This window comes from Pseudomonas sp. 5P_3.1_Bac2 (assembly GCF_025465995.1).
Lineage (GTDB): Bacteria > Pseudomonadota > Gammaproteobacteria > Pseudomonadales > Pseudomonadaceae > Aquipseudomonas.
The window spans coordinates 743,253-764,149 of the sequence record NZ_JANLNY010000006.1; the positions used below are offsets into that span (position 1 = coordinate 743,253).

The window sequence follows — 20,897 nt, forward strand, 5'->3', positions numbered from 1 at the left end:
TCAGACCCCAGCTAAGTGCAGCACGATTTGCACCACGGTAAAGATCACTAAGACAAACACCGTGGTGAACAGCACGCCCAGAATAATAAAGTGGCTGGGCTTGCCCCGGGAAAAATCGCGCGCACGGTTTTTCCCGCTCTGCACGCCCAGGGCTGCGCTGAACACGCTTTGCAGCATTTCTTTGAGGGTTAAGGGCTTTTCGTCTTCGTCGTGCATAGCCACCTCCTGCTAACAGCGTAGCTGGATTGTCGACCTGTGCGCCGCGAATACGGCCCAGCACTGGACTATGGCTGGGTAGAAGGCACCGTGATCACGGCAAACCTTAGCCGGGCAGGGCAATAACCTGCCTAGGAATTAGGGCTCAGCTGATATACAGCAGTACTTGTACAGCCAGAGCCCTTAATGCAGCCGAATTTACTCCGGCATGCTCCAAGCTTCCAGGGCAAAACCTTGCTGGCTCAGTTGCTCACGGGACTGCTGGAGCAAGTCAGCCAGTTGCGCTGGATCGCTGTAGGTGCTGCACGACAGTTGGGTGCGGCCGAGCAGGCGGGTGCTGGTGCGATCAATCACGCTCAGGCTCAGGGTGCCGCTGCCATCTTGCGGCGTCCAGGCCACGCACTGGAACGGTTGGAAAGCACGATCAGCAATTAACAGGGCTTCGTTAACGCGCAGGGGTGCGTTCATGGGGTCATTTTCTCCGTAGTGATCCCAAATACACAAAGGCATGTGGCGCATCCAGCATGCCGGTCTTGAATGTTGATGATCTGAGCTGCCTACGAAGTCACAAGTCTGTTTAAGAAAACTGCAGAAATGTCGGAAAAGGCTAGCTTTTGTCCATTTACGACAGCATAGACGCTTATTCCAAAATTGCAGGGTTAGCCGTATTTAGGGTTTTAGAGCGGCTGCAGATGCTGGCCGATGCGGTCTTTTTCCACCAGTTCAAGAAACTCATCGCCTAGGCGCTGACTCTCGCTGATGGCCTGGCGCCAATACTGCTCGCGCTGGCTGTCGTTGCCGACAAAACGGTGGAAGTCCTTGCGATCCGGCAGCTTGCCGTAGGGCAGACGTGCCAGATATTCAGGAGCAGGCGCCAGCAGCACTACATTGCGCAGGCGTTGGCCATCGCCACGGCGCCATGGCGTGGATTTATCGAACCAGCCAGGAATCACCTTATCGGTGAAGTGCGGGTAGAGCACGATGTCCTCGCCTTGATAGGGCAAGTCCAAGTGATAGTCGAGCAGGCCGCCGTCACGATAAGTACCCGGGCCTGCGCCAGGAATATCGCGCACGCCCTGCATGATCATGGGAATCGAGCCCGAGGCGAGCAGGGCATGGCGCAGGTTGTTGGGTGCGAGGGGTAAGCTGCGCGAGGGGAAGTCGGTTAACTCGGCCAGTGGCGGGGCTTGTCGCTGATCATGGAAGATCACCCGTTGAAAATGCTTGCCCAGGCGTTTGCGCCCTAGCCAGTTATTGCCAATCACCCCGGCTAAGCCAAGGCCGAGGCTGCCCTTATGGTCGTGGCTGAGTAAGCCGTGACTCTTTACCGTCAGGATGTTTAGGCGGTAGTGGGGATTGCTCAGCAGGCTATTGCCGTGCTCGCCCAGCAACTGATCGAGCATGCGCTCACAACTCTCTGACACCTGCTGCATGCTCACGCCCTTGGCAAAGCGCTGCGCGGTGTACAACTGCGCCAAGCGGCGCAAACCCTCGGCTGCATCGGGCAGACAGGCGCTGGCAAAGCGCCAGGCACCAATCGAGGCGCCGATCAACGCGCGCTGCCGTGGCGCACGCGGGAACCAGTCGGCGAACAGGGCTAAGTCCAAGCCCTGAATGCCTAAGGGTTTGGGGCCACCCGCCGCGCCGGGGATAATCCCCACGTCTTGCGGCTGCAAACCGTCGCGATGAATACGTTGAAGCGCGCTGTGGCCGGCTTTAATGGTCAGGGCAGGGGACTTGATGTGGATTGCACTCATGCGGGGCTCCATCGGCGAGGCGCAGATTATAAAGCGCTACTGGCGCAGGCCAAGCCTGTGCCTGCAGTCCGGCGGCTGAAGTCGTGTGGCTGGCAAATTCAGCTTGAATTAAGTGTGACGACTTAGGCTTGTCTCTGTCGCTAGACCCCTTCACAAGGAGCTTGATCATGAAAATATTGACTGCTGTGTCTGCCGCCGCTGCCATGAGCCTCATTGCTGGTTTGGCTCAAGCCCGCGATATTAGCCCTGATGAGGCGCAAAAACTGGTGCAAGCAGGTACCATCAAGTCGGTAGAGCAGCTCAATGCCGCGGCCCTCGCCAAGTACCCCGGCGCCCAGGTCGAAGACAGTGACCTGGAGCAAAAGCTCGGGCGCTATGTCTACGAAGTTGAAGTGCGTGACGCCCAAGGTGTGCAGTGGGACTTGGACTTAGATGCCGCCACTGCTGAAATCATCAAAACCGAACGAGACGATTAATGACGGCAGTGTCCCTGCTTTCGCGCTGGTTGATCAGTGCCGTGTTGCTGGTAGTTAGCAGCAGTGGCAGCGCGCGCGATCTTAATCAGGATGAAGCGCTGAAACTGCGCCAAGAGGGGCGTATTTTGCCCCTCGAACAACTGCTGCAAACCGCCTTGCAACGCTATCCCGGCGCCGTATTGCTGGAGGCCGAATTAGAAGACGAAGATGGCCGGCTGGTTTATGAAGTGGAGCTGGTCACCAGCCAAGGCGTAGTGCGCGAGATCGAGCTGAATGCCGGCAGCGGTGAAGTGATCAAGGATGAGGTAGACGACTGATGCGGCTGTTGTTGGTAGAAGATCACGTACCCTTGGCCGATGAGTTACTGGCTAACCTTAAAACGCAGGGCTATGCCGTGGATTGGCTGGCCGATGGCCGCGATGCGGCGGTGCAGGGCGCTACTGAGCCCTATGACCTGATCATTCTCGATCTCGGCTTGCCAGGCTTGCCTGGGCTTGAGGTGTTGCAACAGTGGCGCCAGCAGCAGATCGCCACCCCTGTGTTGATCCTTACCGCGCGTGGCTCTTGGTCCGAACGGATTGAGGGACTTAAGGCCGGCGCGGATGATTACCTGACTAAACCCTTTCACCCTGAAGAGCTGCTGCTGCGCATTCAGGGCTTGTTGCGCCGTGCCCGTGGCTTGGCTAACCAGCCGCAATTGCTGGCGGCCGGTCTTGAGCTGGATGAAAGTCAGCAGCAGGTCACGCGTGGCGATGAAACGGTGCAACTCACCGCCGCAGAGTTTCGGTTGCTGCGTTACTTCATGCTGCATCCGGGGCAATTGCTGTCGAAAAGTCACTTGGCCGAGCATCTGTACGACGGTGAAAGCGAGCGTGACTCCAATGTGCTGGAAGTCCACGTCAATCACCTTCGGCGCAAGCTCGGCCGCGAAATCATCGAAACTCGTCGCGGCCAAGGCTATCGCTTTGCTGGGGACAGTCATTGAGGTCGATCCAGCAGCGCATGAGCTTGGGGCTGATCAGCATTCTGCTGATCGTTGGGCTGCTTTTGGCCCAAGGCAGCCTGTGGCTGTTTGATCGCAGTCTGCGTAACTACCTGCAAGCCAGCCTGCAAGACGAAGCCCAAGGCCTGCTCGGCGCCATGGAGCGCGGCAAAAGCGGTATTGAGCTGGATGACCGGCGCATGAGCGCGGCTTATAAGCGGCCTTATTCGGGGCTGTATTTTCGGATCGAATTTGCCGACCAACATTGGCGCTCGCGCTCGCTCTGGGATCACGAACTGCCTATGGCCAAGCAGCTGGGCTTACAAGAACACCTCGGTGACGGCCCGCAAGGCCAACAGTGGCTGGTGTATCGGGCCGATTACCAGCGTTTTGGCCAGCAGATCGTCATCGTTGTCGCCCGTGACTATAAGCCGGTGCTGGATAGCTTTCGCCAGGTGCAGCGCCTGATCTTGGGCTTGGGCATCGGCGCGCTGCTGCTGATCCTGGTGTTCCAGCGCCTGTTGATTGCCCGCGCATTACGCCCGTTGGAGCGTACCCGGCAGCAGATCTTGCAGTTGCAAGAGGGCCAGCGTAATCAGCTGGATCAGGCGGTGCCGCAAGAGCTGGAGCCACTGGTGGCGCAGATCAACCATCTGCTGGTGCAAACCGAGGACACCCTTAAGCGCTCGCGCAATGCCTTGGGCAACCTAGGTCATGCGCTAAAGACGCCTTTGGCCGTGTTAGTCAGCTTGAGTAGCCGTGAAGAGTTGCGCGCCGTACCTGAGCTGCAAAGCAGCCTACAGGCGCAGTTAGAGCAGATTCAGCAGCGTATATCCCGTGAGTTGGGGCGTGCCCGCCTGGCTGGCGAAGCATTGCCCGGTGCGCATTTTGACTGTGCCAAGGAGCTGCCGGAGCTGTTTAATACCCTGGGCATGATCCATGGCGGCCACTTGCAGCTGGACTGGCAAGCCGAAGAGCGGCTGCGTTTACCTTGGGATCGCGAAGACTTACTGGAGCTGCTCGGCAACCTGCTGGACAACGCCTGTAAATGGGCCGACAGCCGCGTGCAGCTGACGATCCAGCGCAGTGCGACAGGTTATGAGCTGATTATCGATGACGACGGCCCCGGTATTGCCCCCGCGCAGCGTGAGGCGGTTCTCAACCGTGGCAGTCGCTTGGATGAGCAGGTGACCGGGCATGGTCTAGGGTTGGGCATCGTGCGCGACATCGTCGATGCCTGGGGCGGTCAGCTGATTATGAGCGACAGCCCCTGGCAGGGGCTGCGCGTGCAGATCAGTCTGCCGGCTAAGCGTGCCTAAGCAACACGCTTGGCAACGGCTTACATGCCGTTGGTAAAGGCCGGGTTATTCATGTCGATGCTGGCGCGTACCGGGCGCAGGGCATAACCGTATTTAGCGAATATATCCAGTGCGTAATCGATACGCGGGAACAGGCGTTCATCGTCGGCATTGGCCGGTTGGGCGCTGTTCAGCACATTGCTGACACCGCGAATAATCAGGTGCTCAGGCAGGTAGCTGAGGCGGCAGTTTTTGTAGCCCGAAGCGCGCAGCTCGCTGATGGGGTAAGAACCGCCCACCGAAGCTGATACGCCGACCAGCAGGCCAGGCTTGTGCGCTAGCTCGGTTTTGCTGGCATAGATAAAGAAGTTTTTGATCGCCGGGCTGGCCATACCATTCCACTCAGGGGAAATAATCACCACCGCATCGGCAGCGCTCAGCTGCGCGCTGTACTGCGCCCATGGACCGCTATCGTCCGCTGGCCACAGGGGCAGGGGGCCAGTGCCTAAATCAATAACTGTGCTCAGCTCGCTGCTGGTGTGGCCTAACTCGATCAAGCGGGCGCGCAAAAAATTCGCCACTTTGGCCGACTGGCTATTAACGCGGCTGGAGCCAGCCACCAAGGCAATATTGAGCATCGTGAATCTCCTGAAAATAAAAAAGCAGGCTAGCGATAACCAGCCTGCATCACAAGACAGCGTCCCAAGGTGTCAGTTGCACCAGGGCGCAGGATTAAACGCGGAACTGATCCATCAGGCCTTGCTGGTGATTGGCCAATTGGTTCAGACCCTGGCTGATTTTCGCCGACTCCGAGGCTTGGCCGGTGATCGACTCGGTCACATCGCGGATCGAGGCGACGTTGCGGTTGATCTCCTCGGCCACTGAACTTTGCTCTTCCGCCGCGCTGGCGATTTGCAGGTTCATGTCGGTGATTACGCTGACTGCTTGGTTGATGTGTTGCAGTGCCACCACCGCTTGCTCAACCTGGGTCACACTGCCTTGGGCTTGGCGGTGGCTGCTGTGCATGCTGTTAACCACTTCCTTGGTGCCTTGCTGCAAGCCTTCGATCACCTGACGAATTTCTTCTACGGAGTCTTGGGTGCGTTTGGCCAGGTTACGTACTTCATCGGCGACTACGGCAAAGCCTCGGCCGGCCTCACCAGCGCGCGCGGCTTCGATCGCGGCGTTGAGTGCGAGCAGGTTGGTTTGCTCGGCGATAGCGCGGATGACTTCCAGCACCGAGCCGATTTTTTCACTGCTGATGGCTAAGCCTTCGACTTCTTCCATGGCCACATTCATTTCGCTGGCCAGCAGCTCAATGGCGGTGGTGGTTTTGCTAATGACGCTGAGGCCCTCGTTACTTGCCTGATCGGCCGTACGCGCGGCATCGGCAGCTTGCGCAGCGTTATGCGCGACGTCTTGGGCGGTGGCGCTCATTTCTTGGAAGGCGGTGGCCAACTGGTCGACTTCGCGATACTGCTGTTGCATGCCGGCGCTGGTTTGGTTGGCTATCAGCGAAGACTGATCCGCGGTATTGCGCGCGTCCTGCACACTGCGTTTGACGTCGGCAATGATCGGCTGCAATTTATCGAGGAAACGGTTGAACCAACTGGTCAGCTCGCCCAGCTCGTCCTGTTTTTCGTATTGCAGACGGCGGGTCAGGTCGCCTTCGCCGCTGGCGATGTTTTTCAGCATGGCGGCTACATGCAGGATCGGCTTGGTCACGCCCAAGGCCATCAACCACATCAGCAGCAAGCCCAGTACCACGGCAGCCAAGCCCATGGCGATGGAGATGAGACTGCTCTGGGTGCTGATGCTGTCCATTTTCGCCTCCAGCTTAGCCACAGGGCTTAGCAGAGTGGCTTGTGGCACTTGCATCAGCACGCCCCAAGGTTGTGCCTCTGGCGTCGGCAGCAAGGGTTGTAGCACCTGCAGCATGCCGTCCTGGATGACTGTCAGGGGTTGGTTGTCGGCTAATTGCTTGAGCATCTGTGTCTGCTGACCGCTGAAGGCGGTTTGCAAGGGTTTGCCGAGCAGTGTGCTGTCTTCGCTGTGCCCAGCCAGCAGGCCCTTGGCGCTGATGATGCTGACATGCCCGGCGCCGTCGAATAGCTCCTTATGGGCCGCGTTGCTCAGCTCCTGCAAGCTACTGAGGCTGATATCAACACCCAGCACGCCGATGACATTGCCGTTCTCGAAAAGCGGGAAGGCAATACTGGTCATCAGCACTTGATGGCCCGCAGTGTCGTCTAGGTAGGGCTCAAGCAAACACACTTTTTTGGTCTGTTTCGGGCAGGTATACCAGGCGTTGTAAGCCATGCCGCTGGCACCTGGAGTGGCATCGCTAAGTATTTTCTCACCCATGCTTTCCGCGACCAGTTCCTGTTTCTCGTTGTGCGCCCAGTAGATCGAGAAACGGCCGATTTCATTACTGCCTAGCTCAGGCTGATCGACGAACAGCTCGTCTTTGCCATCCAGCGCGTTCACCTCGAAAGTGGCATAAATACCGATCAGGCTGGGGTTGTTTTCGAGGGCGCTGTGCAGGTGGTGGGTGAGGTCTTCGCGCAGATCAAAGGGGTCGACGAAGCGCTTTTGCGCTTGTTCGCGCATTAACGTGACTTGCGCAGCCGTGCCACGGCCGTATTGGTAAGCATCCATAAAGTAGCGCTGCATCTTCAGCGCCTCAGACTCTCCGCGGGCCTGCATGCGCTGTTGCGCGGATTCTTCAAGGATATCGGAGCTGAATTGCTTAACCAGGCGGGCGCTGCGGGTGCTTTGAATAACCGAGGCGATTTCTAGCACCACAACTATGGCGAGCAAGCACAGGCCAGCCAATAAGGTAATTTTCAGTTGGATCGACATTCGGTTGAACAGCATGCAGACGTCCTAATTTTTATCAACGATCTAAAGCATCATCGGCACTTAGCGCTATTTCTTTAAGTGACAGGTGAGTGGGCCAAGTTATTTTGCGCAGAAATGCCAACTGCGTGGCGCGACGTGCTTGGCAAGATCGCCGCCTCAGGCTCTACGGCAGTCGTCAGGGCATTTTGACAGCCCGGTCAGCATTAGGCAGAGTAGCCGCCCTTCGCCCTAAGCGCGCAGCCAACACAGACGGCTCAGGCGAATCCTATTCATGGCGGGAGTAAATTGATGAACGCAGTTGTTGCGGCGGTGGGGATCATGCTGGTTCTCAGCTTGTGCCGCGTCCACGTAGTAGTGGCACTGATTGTCGGCGCGTTGGCCGGCGGGATGATGGGGGGGCTGGGCATCCAGGGCTCACTGGAAGCTTTCAATAAAGGCTTGGGCGGCGGTGCGACTGTGGCGCTGTCCTATGCCTTGCTCGGCGCCTTTGCCGTGGCCATTGCCAAATCCGGCTTGGCCCATGCTTTGGCCGATAAGGTCCTGCGCATGGTCGATAAACAGCACGCCAGCGGCGCAGGCTTACTAAAGTGGCTGCTGATCTCCTTGCTGCTGGTGGTGGCGATTTCCTCGCAAAACGTCCTGCCGATTCATATCGCCTTTATTCCGCTGCTGGTACCGCCGCTGTTGTACGTGTTGAGCAAGTTGCAGATGGACCGGCGCTTGATCGCCTGCGTACTGACTTTTGGTTTGATCACACCTTATATGTTCTTGCCAGTGGGCTTCGGTGCGATCTTCCTCAACGATATTCTGGTGGCTAACGTGACGCGCAGCGGCGTGGACGTGACCGGCTTGGACGTCACCCATGCCATGACCATTCCGGCTATTGGCATGGTGGTGGGGCTGCTCATTGCGCTGATCAGCTATCGCAAAAAACGCGTGTATGACCTCGAAAAAATCCAGCAGGTTGAGCGCGGTGAAATCAACTACAACCCGCGTACCTTGCTAGTAGCGCTGGTTGCCATTGCCGCCGCCTTTATGATTCAGCTGTGGCTGGACTCGATGATCATCGGCGCGCTGGTGGGCTTCATTATCTTCTCGGTATCCGGCGTGGTGCGCTGGCGTGAAGCGGATGATCTGTTCACCGAAGGCATGAAGATGATGGCCATGATCGGCTTCATCATGATAGCGGCCGCCGGTTTCGCTGAGGTGATGAAGGCCACGGGCGAAGTTAAAAGCCTGGTCGACAGCTCCGCTACTCTGATTGGCCACGACAAATCCCTCGGCGCGCTGCTGATGCTGCTGGTGGGCTTGCTGGTGACGATGGGGATCGGCTCGTCGTTCTCCACGGTGCCAATCATTGCGGCGATCTTTGTGCCGCTGGGCGTTCAGCTGGGCTTTAGCCCAATGGCCATTCTGAGCATCGTCGGCACGGCCGGTGCCTTGGGCGATGCGGGCTCGCCGGCATCGGACTCGACCTTGGGGCCAACGGCTGGTCTTAACGTCGACGGTCAGCACAACCACATCTGGGACAGCGTGGTGCCGACCTTCCTGCACTACAACATCCCACTGCTGGTATTCGGTTGGATCGCGGCTATGGTGCTATAGCCGCTAACACCGATTGTAGAGCGGTTAAACAGCAAAAAAGTATTAAATTTGACAGCGGGGCTGGCGATAACATCGTTAGCCCCGTTTTTTTTGTACTCCACGCACAGCAAGGATTAGCTCATGCGCATTTCATTGAAGGGAAAAGTACTGCTGTTAGCCTTACTGCCCGTGCTGTTGTTCTCACTGCTGGTCAGTGGTATGGCGTCCATCGTGCTGCACAGCTTGGCGGTGGCCGAGGTCGATGAATATCGCCAGCGCTTAGAAGAAAGCGCCCGGCGAGACTTAGAGAGCCAGATTCAAATCGCCGTAGGCGCGATTAAGCCACTCTACGATGCGGCCGCCCCCGGTGATGTGCAGAGTCGTGCTCAAGCCATCGCGCTGCTGGCGACCATCAAGTACGGCCAAGACGGTTACTTCTTCGGCTATGACGGTCAGGTTAACCGCCTGTTTCGTGGCGACAGCCCAGTCGATGTAGGCGTCAATATGGCGCAGCGGCGTGACGCCAATGGTGTTTACGTCAACCGTGAGTTGGTCAACGTGGCCAAGAACAACAGTCATTACCTCAACTACAGCACGCCCTTGCCCGGCAATGAGGCGGTGCAGGTGCCAAAGCTGGCCTACAGCTACTTCTTACCTAAGTGGGATATGGCCTTGGGCACGGCGGTGAATATGGATGACGTCGCTGCCCAAGTGCAGAAGATGCAGTCCGCCATAGACCACCGGATCAGCACCATCATCACTTGGATATTGGTCTTAACCGCGATTGCGCTGCTGATCTTCGCCGTGGTCGGTCTGTTGCTAAGTCGGGCGGTGCTGCGGCCATTGCAGCAGATTAAAGATAATCTGGATGACATCGCGGCCGGCGATGGTGATCTGACCCGCCGCCTGCCGGTTACCGGTAAGGATGAGTTGGCCGAGGTGGCGCAGTCGTTCAACCGCTTTGTCGAGAAGATCCATCATTTGGTCGGCCAAGTGGTGAGCATGACAGGCCAGCTCAGCACGTTGGTGGCGCAGATTTCCGCGCAAGCCCAGCGCTCAGAGCAGGCCACGGAGCGTCAGCGGCATGAGACCGACTTGGTCGCCACGGCAATTAACCAGATGTCTGCCGCTGCCCATGAGGTCGCTAACAGCGCCCAGGGTGCAGCCCAGGCCGCGCAGCAAACCAATAGCGAAGGGCAGGCGGCCAAGCAGGTGGTGGCGGGCAGCATTGCGCGCATCCATACCTTGGTTCAGGACATACGTGAAAGCGGTGTTTCCCTGGATAACCTGCGTAAAGACGTCAGCTCCATCGTCAGCGTGCTGGATGTCATTCGCTCGATTGCCGAGCAAACCAATCTGCTCGCCTTAAACGCCGCCATCGAAGCTGCCAGGGCAGGGGATGCCGGTCGGGGTTTTGCTGTGGTGGCGGATGAAGTTCGCGCGCTGGCCAGTCGCACGCAGCAAAGCACACAGGAGATCCAGGGCATGATCGAGCGCTTACAGCAGGGCGCGCAGAATGCCGTGGGCGCCATGCAGCGCTCCAGCGCAGCGGGGGAAGTGACCAGCGAGCAGGCCAACCATGCTGGAACCTCGCTGGACAGCATTGCTGAGCTGATCGCCACCATCAGTTCTATGAGCGCGCAGATCGCCAGCGCCGCCGAGGAGCAAACGGCGGTGGCCGAAGAAATTAACCGCAGCGTGCATCAAATTGTGCTGGGTGTGGATGCGGTTGCCACTGAGGCGCAGCAAGGAAGCCTGACAGTCAAACAGTTAAATCAGGTGGGGGCGGACTTGAGTCAATTAGTTGGTAAATTTCGCATATAGTCGGACAAAAGTCGTCGAACGTGCCGAGAAACTTGCCTGCAACGCAACTGGTCTACACTGAGCAAGGAAATTCTGAAACGGATTTTTAGCGTCCTTGGATGCCTTGTTGAACTGTTGTTTTGTACTCATCTATCACCGATCACCTGCCCCGGTGGCAGCCTTAAAAATCTGTGCCGGGTGATCGCGTGTGGGCTTTTAGCGCAAAGTTCTGGAGGCTGTATGCAAAAACTTACCCGACTGCTCATCACTGCTTTGGCTGCTCTGCCATTGCAACTGGCCGTAGCCGCTGACAACGGTCAGAGCATTGATGTGAGCCCCTATAAAAATCGAATCAAGTTGCCTGATTTTACTGCCACGGCGTGCCCGAACACGCCACGGGACTTAGTCCAGGTAAAGGGCAACCTTTACCGCCATACCACCGGCGCAGGGCTGGCGGTGCACAGCGGGCTGGTGCTGATTACCAAGGAGGGTGCTTTGGTGATTGATCCGGCCATGGCTTGTACCTCGACCTGGCTATACAACGAAATCACCGAGCGCTTTAAGGTACCGGTTAAGTATGTGGTCTATACCCACGCCCATGCCGACCATATCAGCGGCGCCAATGTGTTTGCCGAGCACGGCGCAACCATCGTCGCTAACCGTCGGGCGGTTGAACCCATAGTCGGGGAGAAGATCGACACAGCGTTGCCCACCCGAGTGTTCGATGAGGACATGAAGATCACCCTGGGTGGCGAAACCGTGTTGCTGCATCACGTCTCGCCCAGTCACTCGGATAGCATGAGCATGGTGCTGTTCCCTGACTACAAGGTATTGCAATGCACCGATGTGTGTGAAAGCAAAACCATGCCGTACAACGACCTGCTCGACTTCTACTACACCGGCTGGATCGACACCTTGGATTGGGTCGCCAAGCAGGATGTCGAGTTTATCGATGTCGGCCACTACACCCCGGCGACCAAGGCCGATCAACTGGCGCTGCGCACCTATATGGTCGATTTGCACCAGCAGGTGTTGGATTTGGTTCGCGCAGGGCAGTCGTGGGACCAGCTCTATCGCAACGTTAAATTCAGCCCTGAAGTGCAGCAGTGGACGGGTTTTAACAATATGAAGATGGCTAACATCCAGGGCATGTACCGCTGGGTTGAAAACCATCGTCGCGGTGTCTGGTAACCCCTTGCTAGGCCAATACAAGCGATAAAAAAAACCCCAGCCTAGGCTGGGGTTTTTTCATTCAACACACTCAACTTTGATCGTGGTCTGGGTTGAGTGAACCGGTTCTTAGTGGAACTGGTTCATGGTGTTGTCTTTACCGCTGGCTTTCAGAGCTGCTTCACCAGCGAAGTACTCTTTATGGTTGTCGCCGATGTCGGAGCCAGCCATGTTTTGGTGCTTAACGCAGGCGATGCCTTGGCGCAGTTCTTCACGCTGTACGCCTTTAACGTAGGCCAGCATGCCTTGATCAGCGAAGTACCCTTTAGCCAGGTTGTCGGTGGACAGCGCGGCAGTGTGGTAAGTCGGCAGGGTGATCAGGTGGTGGAAGATACCGGCGTGGGCCGAGCCGTCACGTTGGAAGGTACGGATCTTCTCGTCAGCAACCTGAGCCAGTTCGGTGGCATCGTAGTCGATGCTCATCAGTTTGGCGCGGTCGTAGGCGGAGACGTCCTTACCTTCAGCAACGAAGGCATCGTATACCTGTTGACGGAAGTTCAGGGTCCAGTTGAACGATGGGCTGTTGTTGTAAACCAGCTTGGCGTTCGGGATGACCTTGCGGATTTCGTCAACCATGGCTGCGATCTGGCCAACGTGTGGCTTCTCGGTTTCGATCCACAGCAGGTCAGCACCGTTTTGCAGGCTGGTGATGCAGTCCAGAACGCAGCGTGCTTCGCCGGTGCCAGCGCGGAACTGGAACAGGTTGGAAGGCAGGCGCTTCGGACGCAGCAGTTTGCCGCCACGGTTGATCACGACGTCGCCGTTGCCCAGGTCGGCAGCGGACACTTCTTCGCAATCCAGGAAGCTGTTGTATTGGTCGCCCAGGTCGCCAGGCGCGTTGGTCACAGCGATTTGCTTGGTCAGGCCAGCACCCAGGGAGTCGGTACGAGCAACGATCACGCCGTTGTCGATGCCCAGCTCGAGGAATGCGTAGCGAACTGCAGCGATCTTCGCCAGGAAGTCAGCATGTGGAACAGTTACTTTGCCGTCTTGGTGACCGCACTGTTTCTCATCCGATACTTGGTTTTCGATCTGGATGCAGCAAGCGCCTGCTTCGATCATGCGCTTAGCCAGCAGGTAAGTGGCTTCTGGGTTACCGAAACCAGCATCGATGTCAGCGATGATTGGCACGATGTGCGTTTCAAAGTTGTCGATTTGCTTTTGGATTTCTGCGGCTTTGGCGTTGTCGCCAGCAGCGCGGGCAGCATCCAGAGCGGTGAACAGCAGGTCCAGTTCACGGCTGTCGGCTTGACGCAGGAAGGTGTACAGCTCTTCGATCAGGTCGGAGACGGCAGTCTTCTCGTGCATCGATTGGTCAGGCAGCGGGCCGAAGTCCGAACGCAGAGCAGCAACCATCCAGCCGGACAGGTAGAGGTAGCGCTTGTTGGTGGTCTTCAGGTGCTTTTTGATCGAGATCAGCTTTTGCTGACCGATAAAGCCATGCCAGCAGCCCAGGGATTGGGTGTAGACGGAGGAGTCGGCATCGTACTCGGCCATGTCTTTACGCATGATATCGGCGGTGTATTGCGCGATTTCCAGGCCAGTTTTGAAGCGGTTCTGGGCGCGCATGCGAGCCACGGATTCCGGGTTGATAGCGCTCCAGCTGCTGCCGTTAGTCTCTTTCAGAGCGGCGACTGCCTTGATGTCGTTTTGATAAGCTGACATGGTCAATCCTTCAAAGAATGTGTTTGGTTGAGCACCGGCTTCCCCACTGCATCTGTGTTGCCGGAGGTTGTTGCTGCACACTGCGGATCGCCGAGAAATCGACTTGGGGCGGAGTGAATCCGGGAGGAGGGTGACGAGCTAAACAGTGCGTGAGCGGCAGTGGTTGCAAATGACGGGGTCATTTGGCGACCTGCGGTGCATGGTGACCGGAGGACGACTCAACCTGCTGTGGCATAAAACGTACTGCTGTAAAGCGCTTCCCCGTCCCTCAGGACAACTTCGTTCCAGTCGCAATCTCATTGAACAGCCTTGTGGGCTTCACAACACGAATCGCCTCGGACGGTAAGTTAGAGTGCGACTCGGAGGGCCTTTCGGCGCCTCTGATTAGCGGGAGCGAGGCCATCATGCCTATGGCAAACGGGTTCGTCAATTATTTTGTAGTGCTTTTTTTTCGCTACTACATAATCCGTTTAGCGACCGCATGGTCATCTTTTGCCCCTAGCTAGAGGGGTTGAGGAGGGGATGGCAGGCGCCAATGAGCGTGATCTCGGGCATTAGCGCGGCCAGCAAGGGCGCAGGGTTATTCGACCAGGTCGACCTTGACCCGCACGTTCATATCGTCGCGGCCTTGGGTGCTGCGATGCTGCAGCACGTCGCTGCGATCATTGGCACTTTGTTGGCTGACGCCACTGAGGCTGATCCATTGGCCGAGGCGGCCGCTGACCCGCGTGTCAGTGTTTTGCACATCAATCACGCCGGGCTGGCTTTGGCTCAGGCGATCGTTGTTGCTGCTGATGCTTAAGTGGACCAGCTCGCCACTGACGTTGGCCGTGACATAAAAGCCCCGGGTAACGTCGCGATATTGCGTGTTGCTATAGGGTTGGCCGTAGGCATCGAGGCCGCGGTTGCGCAGCGGCACGCTTTGCCCGACTTGCACCAGTGCTGGGTAGCCTTCGGTGGCTTGTACCTGTTGGCTGCCGCCGCTGCGACTGTTGGTGCTGCGGCGGATGATGCGCACCTGATCGCGGCCGTTGACTTCGCCCTGGCCTATGCTGATCTGGCCATTACCGCCGCTGAGCGTGCCGTCCACCCGGTAGCCTTGATCGTTGCCGGTACTCGATTCATTGCTGTCGACGGTGATCAGCAAGCGCCGGGGTGCGGTATCAAGTTGCTGTAAAAGCTGGCGAACTTCGTCGATCTTGGCAGGTGAGGCGTTGACGATCAGCTGATTACCGTAAGAGTTGGCTTTGCCCTCGTTACCCAAGGTCGACTGCACGATGGCCAGTACGTCATCGGCAGTGCGGTAATTGAGTGGGATCACCTCAGTTGCAGCGCGCAGCGGCAGGCTGCAGCTCAGTAGGGCTAAAGCAAGCAGGGCAGAACGTTTCATAGCGCAAGGCTCACAGTGGAAGTCTTAAAGTAAAAAACTGCGCAGATTGCTGTCGCTCAGGCTGGTCTCCCAGGCACGATCAAACTGTTCCTGGCGCTGCCGGTTGCGCACGCCGTCTTGGTACAGAGCATAGCCTTCGGCACGGCTGGGCTGGGGCAGGACCAGTAAACCGCTGCGGTCGGCTAAGAGAAAACTGATCTCTTCGCTAGGGTAGTCGGGGTGCAGTTTACGAATATGGAAGTTACTGGATAGGCGCTTATTCAGCTGCAGCAGGCGGTGGCCATCGTGCACCGCACGGCTGGAATCACGCAGCAAAATACGCAGCTGATTGCGCGGATGGGCACGTAAAAAGTCGCTGCAAGCCTGCTCCACGCTGCTGTGATTGAGCAGCCACGGTTCCAGCTCGTGGCTGTACAGGCACAGCGTGCGCCGTGCTTGTTGCAGCAAGGCCAGGCAGTGGGCGCGGACCAGCTCGAGGTTGCTGAAGCGCTCCATAGGCAGATGTTGGCCTAGGGTGAAGGGCGCGGGTTCAGCCTGGGCTGGGTCGTTGCTGAAGCTCTCGGGGTTATGCACGGCAAAACGCCCCGGCGACTGAAACTCGATACTGTTTAACTCAGCTGGAGCAGGCGGCGGGGCGTTTTCGTCGTGCATGGAGGCCTCTATGTGCTGCTGCGCACCATATCGACATGGGGCAGACCCGCTTCTAGGTATTCACCGCTAACAATGGTAAAGCCGAGCTTTTCATAGAAACCACAAGCGTGCACCTGGGCGCTGAGCATTTGTTGATTGAGGCCGCGTTTTTCCGCTTCGGCAATCACCGCTTTGATCAGTGCCACGCCGACGTTAAGACCACGCCAGTCCTTGAGGACGGATACCCGGCCGATATGGCCGTCAGCCAGCAAACGTGCCGTACCAATCGGGTATTCGCCTTCCAAGGCCAGAAAGTGTACGGCGTCAACGTCTTCAGCATCCCATTCCAACTCTGCGGGCACCGCTTGTTCACCGATAAACACGGTTTCGCGGATGCGGCGCAGATCAGCATTGTCCTTGTGCCAGTCGGCTAGCCGTACACGGATCTCATTCATCGGCAAACTCCAGGCTGCCTTGTTTCACCAGCTCGACCAGCAGGCAGCTGGCTTCTTCGTTACCCAGCCACTGGCCAAGGTTGTCGATATGCAGGGCGTCAGCCGAGCAGACCAGCTTCAGCAGTTCGCGCAGATCGGCCGAGAGCAGACGGCTCTGGCCGCTGGCGAACAGCACTAGATCCTCGCCGACTTCCGACCAGGCCATGCGCGCGCTGGGGTTGCGAATCAGCACGGCGCCATCTTCGAGGTTGCTCAGCAGGTCTTGCAGCTCGATTTCGGTGCCGCTGATGCGTTCGGGGTAGCGCGGCTCGGTCATATATTGGCCAAACCAGGTCATCAGCAGGCGCTCGTCACCCATGTGCTCATTGAGCAGGGCTTTGAGGCGTTCCAGAGCATCGCGCTGGATTTGCGTCGGGTCTTCGCTGGGGGCAGCATCAGCATCGCTGTAGCGCTCTTCTTCGGGCAGAAACTGGCCGAGGAAGTCAGTGAAATGGGTCAGGACTTCAGCGGCGCTTGGCGCCCGGAAGCCTACGGAGTACGTCATACAATCATCCTCAGCGGTGCCACAGTGGGCCAGGAGTGGCGGCAGATACAGCATGTCGCCGGGCTCGAGCACCCATTCTTCAGTTTTAACAAATTCAGCCAGGATCTTAAGATCCGCGTGTTGCAGCATCGGGCTTTCGGAGTCGCAGACCTGGCCGATTTGCCAGCGGCGCTTGCCTAAGCCTTGCAGCAGAAACACGTCGTAATTATCGAAGTGCGGACCCACGCCGCCGCCAGGCACGGCGAAGCTGATCATCACGTCGTCGATGCGCCACTTGGGCAGAAACTTAAATTGCTCGATGACTTCGGCCACTTCCGGAACGAATTGGTCGACCGCCTGCACCAGCAAGGTCCAGTCGCGCTCCGGCAGTTCGCTAAATGCGTCCTCGGCGAACGGGCCACGGCGCAGCTCCCACGGCTGGCTGCCGTGCTCAAGGACAAGGCGCGATTCAACTTCTTCTTCCAGGGCCAGGCCAGCCAGCTCATCCGGCGAGATAGGACTCTCAAAGCCAGGAATCGCTTGGCGCACCAGCAACGGTTTTTTCTGCCAGTAGTCACGCATGAACTCGCGCGGGGTCAGGCCGCCCAGTAGTTGTAGCGGAGTATCAGGATTCATCGCTAAGCCTTTGATCTAATTCAATAGCCGTAAATAAAAACGCCCGGCTCAGCCGGGCGTCGGAGTGGCTGACGCCATTTAGATGCGTTTTGCCTGGGCAATTGCATTGCCGATGTAATTGGCTGGAGTCAGCAGCTTGAGCTCAGCTTTGGCTTGTGCAGGCATATCCAGGCCATCGATAAAGCTCAGCAGTGCTTCTGGGCTGATGCCTTTGCCACGGGTCAGCTCTTTGAGCTTCTCGTAAGGGTTTTCGATGGCGTAACGGCGCATGACGGTTTGGATCGGCTCAGCTAAGACTTCCCAGCAGGCGTCCAAGTCTTCAGCAATGCGTTGAGCATTGAGCTCTAACTTACTGATACCTTTGAGACTTGCCTCATAAGCCATGATGCTGTGAGCGAAGCCCACGCCCAGGTTACGCAGCACGGTGGAGTCGGTCAGGTCACGCTGCCAGCGCGAGATCGGCAGCTTGCTGGCCAGGTGTTGCAGCAGAGCGTTGGCGATGCCCAGGTTGCCTTCGGAGTTCTCGAAGTCAATCGGGTTGACCTTGTGCGGCATGGTCGAGGAGCCGATTTCGCCAGCGATGGTCTTCTGCTTGAAGTAGCCCAGGGAGATATAGCCCCACACATCGCGATCGAAGTCGATCAGGATGGTGTTGAAGCGGGCGATGGCATCAAACAGCTCGGCAATGTAGTCGTGCGGCTCGATCTGGGTGGTGTAGGGGTTCCACTGCAGGCCCAGGTCTTGCTCGATAAATTCGCGGGCGTTGGCTTCCCAGTCTACTTGCGGGTAAGCCGACAGGTGCGCGTTGTAGTTACCGACGGCGCCGTTGATCTTGCCCAGCAGGGGTACGGCCGCTACCTGCGCGATCTGCCGCTCTAGGCGGTAAACCACGTTAGCCAGCTCTTTGCCCAGAGTGGTCGGCGAGGCCGGCTGGCCGTGGGTGCGCGAGAGCATCGGCACTTCGGCAAACTTGATCGCCAGTTCGCGGATCGCTTGTGCTGTTTGACGCATCAGCGGCAGCAGCACTTCGTCGCGACCAGCGCGCAGCATCAGGGCGTGGGACAGGTTGTTGATGTCCTCACTGGTGCAGGCGAAGTGAATGAATTCGCTGACCTTATCCAGCTCAGGCAGCTTAGCCGCTTGCTCCTTGAGCAGGTATTCCACGGCTTTAACGTCGTGGTTGGTGGTGCGTTCGATCTCTTTAACGCGCTCGGCGTGCTCAATGGCGAAGTTATCTGCCAATTGGTTGAGCACAGCTTGGGCGTCGGCCGAAAAAGGCGCTACTTCGTTGACGCCAGCGTGGGCGGCGAGGCGTTGTAACCAACGCACTTCAACGAGGACGCGAAAACGGATCAGGCCGTATTCGCTGAAAATGGGGCGCAGGGCGCTAGTTTTGCTGGCGTAACGGCCATCAACAGGGGAAACCGCGGTGAGCGAGGAAAGCAGCATGGGAGGCGTTCTCGGACAATCGGCCATTGAAAAGGGCGCACATCATACATGAAAACCGCTGCTTAACCGCGTTTGCCTGCAGCCGTTTAGCAGCGATAACCGCCCCAAAGTTGTCGGCGCCTGCTGCGCAGGTGCGCCTGAGCCTCTATTAGGCGGCTTTAGCGGTTGTCATGTTTCGCTGCGCAGCAACGGATACAGCTCTTTGAGCAGCTTGCGCCGGCTAAACACCAACTGCCAACGATGGCCACCTAATTGCCGCCAGAGGCGGGCACTGCGGATGCCAGCGAGCAGGAGGGCACGGATTTTCGCCGCATTGTTGGCTTGCTGCAGGTGACGGGCATCACCTTGCACCTGAATACGCTGACGGAAGGTGCTGATGGTGTCCTGATACAGGCTGCCGCAATTGGCAATGACGTTGTCGTGGCCCGGGCCGAAGAGCTCAACCTGTTGCTGTACCTGAGCCAGGCGACTGCCCATCAGGTCTAACAAGTCATTGCGCTTATCCAGCTTGCGTTCCAGGGTCAGCAGCGCCAAGGCGTAGCGCAGCGGCATGCGTTGCAGGCTGGCAGGGTCGCGTTCTAAGGCGCCAACCAAGGCGCGGTAACCGTCGCGCAGGTTAAGGTCGTCCCCGCCGTACACGTCCAGGGTGTCCTTGGGATCGCGCACCAACAGGCTGTTGATCAGGCAAGTCACGGCCGGTTCATGGACTTGCCCGGTGCGGGCCAGCTTGTCGACTAAAAAGGCCGCTTGAAAGACGCCGGCGAGGGCGATCAGTTGATCGCGGGTGTTACTCATACGGTCTGCTCGCGGCTGGTCCAAGGTTCGGCGGTTTCGATCACGCCGCCGCCTAAGCATACTTCGCCGTCGTAAAAGACTACCGACTGGCCGGGAGTGACGGCGCGCTGCGGCTCGCTAAACACGGCGCGGTAGCCGTTGTCAGTGCGCTCCAGCGTGCAGGCCTGGTCGCCTTGGCGATAACGCACCTTGGCGGTCAGTTGGCGCGGGCTGCTCAGGTCAATCGGGTTCACCCAGTAAATCTCTGAAGCGAGCAGGGCGCGGCTGAACAGCCAGGGATGTTCATTACCTTGGCCGACCACCAGCACATTGCGGCTCAGGTCTTTATGCAGGACGTACCACGGCTCATCACCGGCGCCCTTCAGGCCGCCAATACCCAAGCCTTGGCGCTGGCCAATGGTGTGGTACATCAGGCCGTGGTGGCGGCCAATGACCTCACCGCTGGTGGTTTCAATATTGCCGGGTTGGGCGGGCAAGTACTGCTTGAGGAAATCGCTAAAACGCCGCTCGCCGATAAAGCAGATACCCGTGGAGTCTTTCTTTTTGGCCGTGGCCAGTTGGTATTTCTCGGCGATGGCGCGTACTGCCGGCTTTTCCAGCTCACCCACCGGGAACAGGGTCTTGGCGATCTGCTCGCCGCCTACGGCATGCAGGAAGTAACTCTGATCCTTATTCGGATCGAGGCCTTTAAGCAGCTCGGTGCGTCCCTCGATATCGCGACGGCGCACGTAATGGCCGGTGGCGATCAGGTCTGCGCCGAGCATCAGGGCGTAGTCGAGGAAGGCTTTAAACTTGATTTCGCGGTTGCATAGAATGTCTGGGTTAGGCGTGCGCCCGGCTTTGTATTCGGCCAAAAAGTGCTCGAATACGTTGTCCCAGTACTCCGCCGCGAAGTTAGCGGTGTGTAGCTTGATACCGATCTTGTCGCACACGGCTTGGGCATCCGCCAGATCGTCCATGGCGGTGCAGTATTCAGTACCATCGTCCTCATCCCAGTTTTTCATAAACAGGCCTTCGACCTGATAACCCTGCTCAAGCAGCAGTAGGGCTGAAACGGAAGAGTCGACGCCGCCGGACATGCCGACGATCACGCGTTGGGAGCTAGGTGCTTGCATGGGAGTCTGCGAGTAAAGCCTGAAAAGCCGC

The 20,897-nt window shown here is 57.9% G+C and carries 20 protein-coding genes and 1 pseudogene; 8 read left to right on the plus strand and 13 right to left on the minus strand.

What is annotated here, in order from left to right:
* From NTD81_RS07755 to NTD81_RS07765, 3 genes are all read right to left on the minus strand, one after another.
* Positions 1-216: a DUF2970 domain-containing protein gene (locus NTD81_RS07755; RefSeq protein WP_262181240.1), complete on the minus strand. Its 216-nt coding sequence runs from the start codon at positions 214-216 to the stop codon at positions 1-3.
* A gap of 198 nt (positions 217-414) precedes the next feature.
* Positions 415-684: a hypothetical protein gene (locus tag NTD81_RS07760; RefSeq protein WP_262181243.1), complete on the minus strand. Its 270-nt coding sequence runs from the start codon at positions 682-684 to the stop codon at positions 415-417.
* A 209-nt stretch (positions 685-893) separates the two neighbouring features.
* Positions 894-1,973 carry a patatin-like phospholipase family protein gene (locus tag NTD81_RS07765; protein WP_262181245.1) on the minus strand — a complete coding sequence of 360 codons (1,080 nt, stop codon included), beginning with the start codon at positions 1,971-1,973 and terminating at the stop codon, positions 894-896.
* 167 nt (positions 1,974-2,140) lie between these two features.
* Between NTD81_RS07765 and NTD81_RS07770 the strand changes: the two genes are divergently transcribed.
* From NTD81_RS07770 to NTD81_RS07785, 4 genes are read left to right on the plus strand one after another with little or no spacing between them, the layout of a single operon-like run.
* Positions 2,141-2,449 carry a PepSY domain-containing protein gene (locus NTD81_RS07770; RefSeq protein ID WP_262181248.1) on the plus strand — a complete coding sequence of 103 codons (309 nt, stop codon included), beginning with the start codon at positions 2,141-2,143 and terminating at the stop codon, positions 2,447-2,449.
* Complete coding sequence (locus NTD81_RS07775) at positions 2,449-2,766, plus strand: PepSY domain-containing protein (protein WP_262181250.1); 318 nt, start codon at positions 2,449-2,451, stop codon at positions 2,764-2,766. Before NTD81_RS07770 ends, NTD81_RS07775 begins: the two co-directional genes overlap by 1 nt.
* A complete protein-coding gene (locus tag NTD81_RS07780; protein WP_262181252.1) occupies positions 2,766-3,434 on the plus strand; it encodes a response regulator transcription factor in 669 nt (222 codons plus the stop codon). The genes NTD81_RS07775 and NTD81_RS07780 overlap by 1 nt, the downstream gene beginning before the upstream one ends.
* The gene (locus NTD81_RS07785; protein WP_262181255.1) at positions 3,431-4,750 is read left to right on the plus strand and encodes a sensor histidine kinase; all 1,320 of its coding nucleotides are present in this window, start codon (positions 3,431-3,433) and stop codon (positions 4,748-4,750) included. Before NTD81_RS07780 ends, NTD81_RS07785 begins: the two co-directional genes overlap by 4 nt.
* A gap of 20 nt (positions 4,751-4,770) precedes the next feature.
* On the opposite strand, the gene NTD81_RS07790 is transcribed toward NTD81_RS07785, so the two are convergent.
* Both NTD81_RS07790 and NTD81_RS07795 read right to left on the minus strand, forming a co-directional pair.
* A complete protein-coding gene (locus NTD81_RS07790; RefSeq protein WP_262181258.1) occupies positions 4,771-5,367 on the minus strand; it encodes an NADPH-dependent FMN reductase in 597 nt (198 codons plus the stop codon).
* Positions 5,368-5,461: 94 nt separating this feature from the next.
* Complete coding sequence (locus tag NTD81_RS07795; protein WP_262181261.1) at positions 5,462-7,606, minus strand: methyl-accepting chemotaxis protein; 2,145 nt, start codon at positions 7,604-7,606, stop codon at positions 5,462-5,464.
* Between the two features lie 273 nt (positions 7,607-7,879).
* Here NTD81_RS07795 and NTD81_RS07800 point away from each other — a divergent pair, with 273 nt between their 5' ends.
* The 4 genes and pseudogenes from NTD81_RS07800 to NTD81_RS07810 all read left to right on the plus strand — a co-directional run bounded on the left by NTD81_RS07800 (position 7,880) and on the right by NTD81_RS07810 (position 12,169).
* On the plus strand, positions 7,880-9,196 hold the full coding sequence (locus NTD81_RS07800) for a Na+/H+ antiporter family protein (protein WP_262181264.1): 1,317 nt from the start codon (positions 7,880-7,882) through the stop codon (positions 9,194-9,196).
* Positions 9,197-9,394: 198 nt separating this feature from the next.
* Positions 9,395-10,141, plus strand: a pseudogene (locus NTD81_RS21415) (cache domain-containing protein); the annotation flags it as partial.
* 36 nt (positions 10,142-10,177) lie between these two features.
* Entirely contained in the window at positions 10,178-10,999 is an 822-nt protein-coding gene (locus NTD81_RS21420; protein WP_410017136.1) for a methyl-accepting chemotaxis protein, read from the plus strand.
* 219 nt (positions 11,000-11,218) lie between these two features.
* On the plus strand, positions 11,219-12,169 hold the full coding sequence (locus tag NTD81_RS07810; protein WP_262181268.1) for an MBL fold metallo-hydrolase: 951 nt from the start codon (positions 11,219-11,221) through the stop codon (positions 12,167-12,169).
* Between the two features lie 108 nt (positions 12,170-12,277).
* Here the strand turns inward: NTD81_RS07810 and NTD81_RS07815 are convergent, their stop codons facing one another.
* From NTD81_RS07815 to mnmA, 8 genes are all read right to left on the minus strand, one after another.
* On the minus strand, positions 12,278-13,873 hold the full coding sequence (locus NTD81_RS07815) for an isocitrate lyase (RefSeq protein ID WP_262181271.1): 1,596 nt from the start codon (positions 13,871-13,873) through the stop codon (positions 12,278-12,280).
* Positions 13,874-14,453: 580 nt separating this feature from the next.
* On the minus strand, positions 14,454-15,263 hold the full coding sequence (locus tag NTD81_RS07820; RefSeq protein WP_262181273.1) for a secretin N-terminal domain-containing protein: 810 nt from the start codon (positions 15,261-15,263) through the stop codon (positions 14,454-14,456).
* Between the two features lie 24 nt (positions 15,264-15,287).
* Positions 15,288-15,914, minus strand: a complete 627-nt coding sequence (locus NTD81_RS07825; RefSeq protein WP_262181275.1) for a histone acetyltransferase HPA2 — start codon at positions 15,912-15,914, stop codon at positions 15,288-15,290.
* Between the two features lie 8 nt (positions 15,915-15,922).
* Positions 15,923-16,348, minus strand: coding sequence for a GNAT family N-acetyltransferase (locus NTD81_RS07830; protein WP_262181278.1), 426 nt, complete (start codon positions 16,346-16,348; stop codon positions 15,923-15,925).
* Positions 16,341-17,507: a cupin domain-containing protein gene (locus NTD81_RS07835; protein WP_262181281.1), complete on the minus strand. Its 1,167-nt coding sequence runs from the start codon at positions 17,505-17,507 to the stop codon at positions 16,341-16,343. The genes NTD81_RS07830 and NTD81_RS07835 overlap by 8 nt, the downstream gene beginning before the upstream one ends.
* Before the next feature lie 78 nt (positions 17,508-17,585).
* Positions 17,586-18,956 (minus strand): adenylosuccinate lyase, encoded by a 1,371-nt coding sequence (purB, locus tag NTD81_RS07840; RefSeq protein ID WP_262181283.1) that lies wholly within the window; start codon positions 18,954-18,956, stop codon positions 17,586-17,588.
* 168 nt (positions 18,957-19,124) lie between these two features.
* A complete protein-coding gene (gene hflD, locus NTD81_RS07845) occupies positions 19,125-19,751 on the minus strand; it encodes a high frequency lysogenization protein HflD (RefSeq protein ID WP_262181286.1) in 627 nt (208 codons plus the stop codon).
* Positions 19,748-20,866 (minus strand): tRNA 2-thiouridine(34) synthase MnmA, encoded by a 1,119-nt coding sequence (mnmA, locus tag NTD81_RS07850; protein ID WP_262181289.1) that lies wholly within the window; start codon positions 20,864-20,866, stop codon positions 19,748-19,750. The genes hflD and mnmA overlap by 4 nt, the downstream gene beginning before the upstream one ends.
* Positions 20,867-20,897: the final 31 nt, after the last annotated feature.

Excerpts from the sequence above, each read along its gene's own strand:
- mnmA (WP_262181289.1), bottom strand. The coding sequence starts at position 20,866 with ATGCAAGCACCTAGCTCCCAACGCGTGATCGTCGGCATGTCCGGCGGC.
- NTD81_RS07830 (WP_262181278.1), bottom strand. The coding sequence starts at position 16,348 with ATGAATGAGATCCGTGTACGGCTAGCCGACTGGCACAAGGACAATGCT.
- NTD81_RS07815 (WP_262181271.1), bottom strand. The coding sequence starts at position 13,873 with ATGTCAGCTTATCAAAACGACATCAAGGCAGTCGCCGCTCTGAAAGAG.
- NTD81_RS07790 (WP_262181258.1), bottom strand. The coding sequence starts at position 5,367 with ATGCTCAATATTGCCTTGGTGGCTGGCTCCAGCCGCGTTAATAGCCAG.
- NTD81_RS07800 (WP_262181264.1), top strand. The coding sequence starts at position 7,880 with ATGAACGCAGTTGTTGCGGCGGTGGGGATCATGCTGGTTCTCAGCTTG.
- NTD81_RS21420 (WP_410017136.1), top strand. The coding sequence starts at position 10,178 with ATGACAGGCCAGCTCAGCACGTTGGTGGCGCAGATTTCCGCGCAAGCC.
- hflD (WP_262181286.1), bottom strand. The coding sequence starts at position 19,751 with ATGAGTAACACCCGCGATCAACTGATCGCCCTCGCCGGCGTCTTTCAA.
- NTD81_RS07765 (WP_262181245.1), bottom strand. The coding sequence starts at position 1,973 with ATGAGTGCAATCCACATCAAGTCCCCTGCCCTGACCATTAAAGCCGGC.
- NTD81_RS07820 (WP_262181273.1), bottom strand. The coding sequence starts at position 15,263 with ATGAAACGTTCTGCCCTGCTTGCTTTAGCCCTACTGAGCTGCAGCCTG.
- NTD81_RS07770 (WP_262181248.1), top strand. The coding sequence starts at position 2,141 with ATGAAAATATTGACTGCTGTGTCTGCCGCCGCTGCCATGAGCCTCATT.
- NTD81_RS07795 (WP_262181261.1), bottom strand. The coding sequence starts at position 7,606 with ATGCTGTTCAACCGAATGTCGATCCAACTGAAAATTACCTTATTGGCT.
- NTD81_RS07825 (WP_262181275.1), bottom strand. The coding sequence starts at position 15,914 with ATGCACGACGAAAACGCCCCGCCGCCTGCTCCAGCTGAGTTAAACAGT.
- NTD81_RS07755 (WP_262181240.1), bottom strand. The coding sequence starts at position 216 with ATGCACGACGAAGACGAAAAGCCCTTAACCCTCAAAGAAATGCTGCAA.
- NTD81_RS07775 (WP_262181250.1), top strand. The coding sequence starts at position 2,449 with ATGACGGCAGTGTCCCTGCTTTCGCGCTGGTTGATCAGTGCCGTGTTG.
- NTD81_RS07835 (WP_262181281.1), bottom strand. The coding sequence starts at position 17,507 with ATGAATCCTGATACTCCGCTACAACTACTGGGCGGCCTGACCCCGCGC.
- NTD81_RS07760 (WP_262181243.1), bottom strand. The coding sequence starts at position 684 with ATGAACGCACCCCTGCGCGTTAACGAAGCCCTGTTAATTGCTGATCGT.
- purB (WP_262181283.1), bottom strand. The coding sequence starts at position 18,956 with ATGCTGCTTTCCTCGCTCACCGCGGTTTCCCCTGTTGATGGCCGTTAC.
- NTD81_RS07780 (WP_262181252.1), top strand. The coding sequence starts at position 2,766 with ATGCGGCTGTTGTTGGTAGAAGATCACGTACCCTTGGCCGATGAGTTA.
- NTD81_RS07810 (WP_262181268.1), top strand. The coding sequence starts at position 11,219 with ATGCAAAAACTTACCCGACTGCTCATCACTGCTTTGGCTGCTCTGCCA.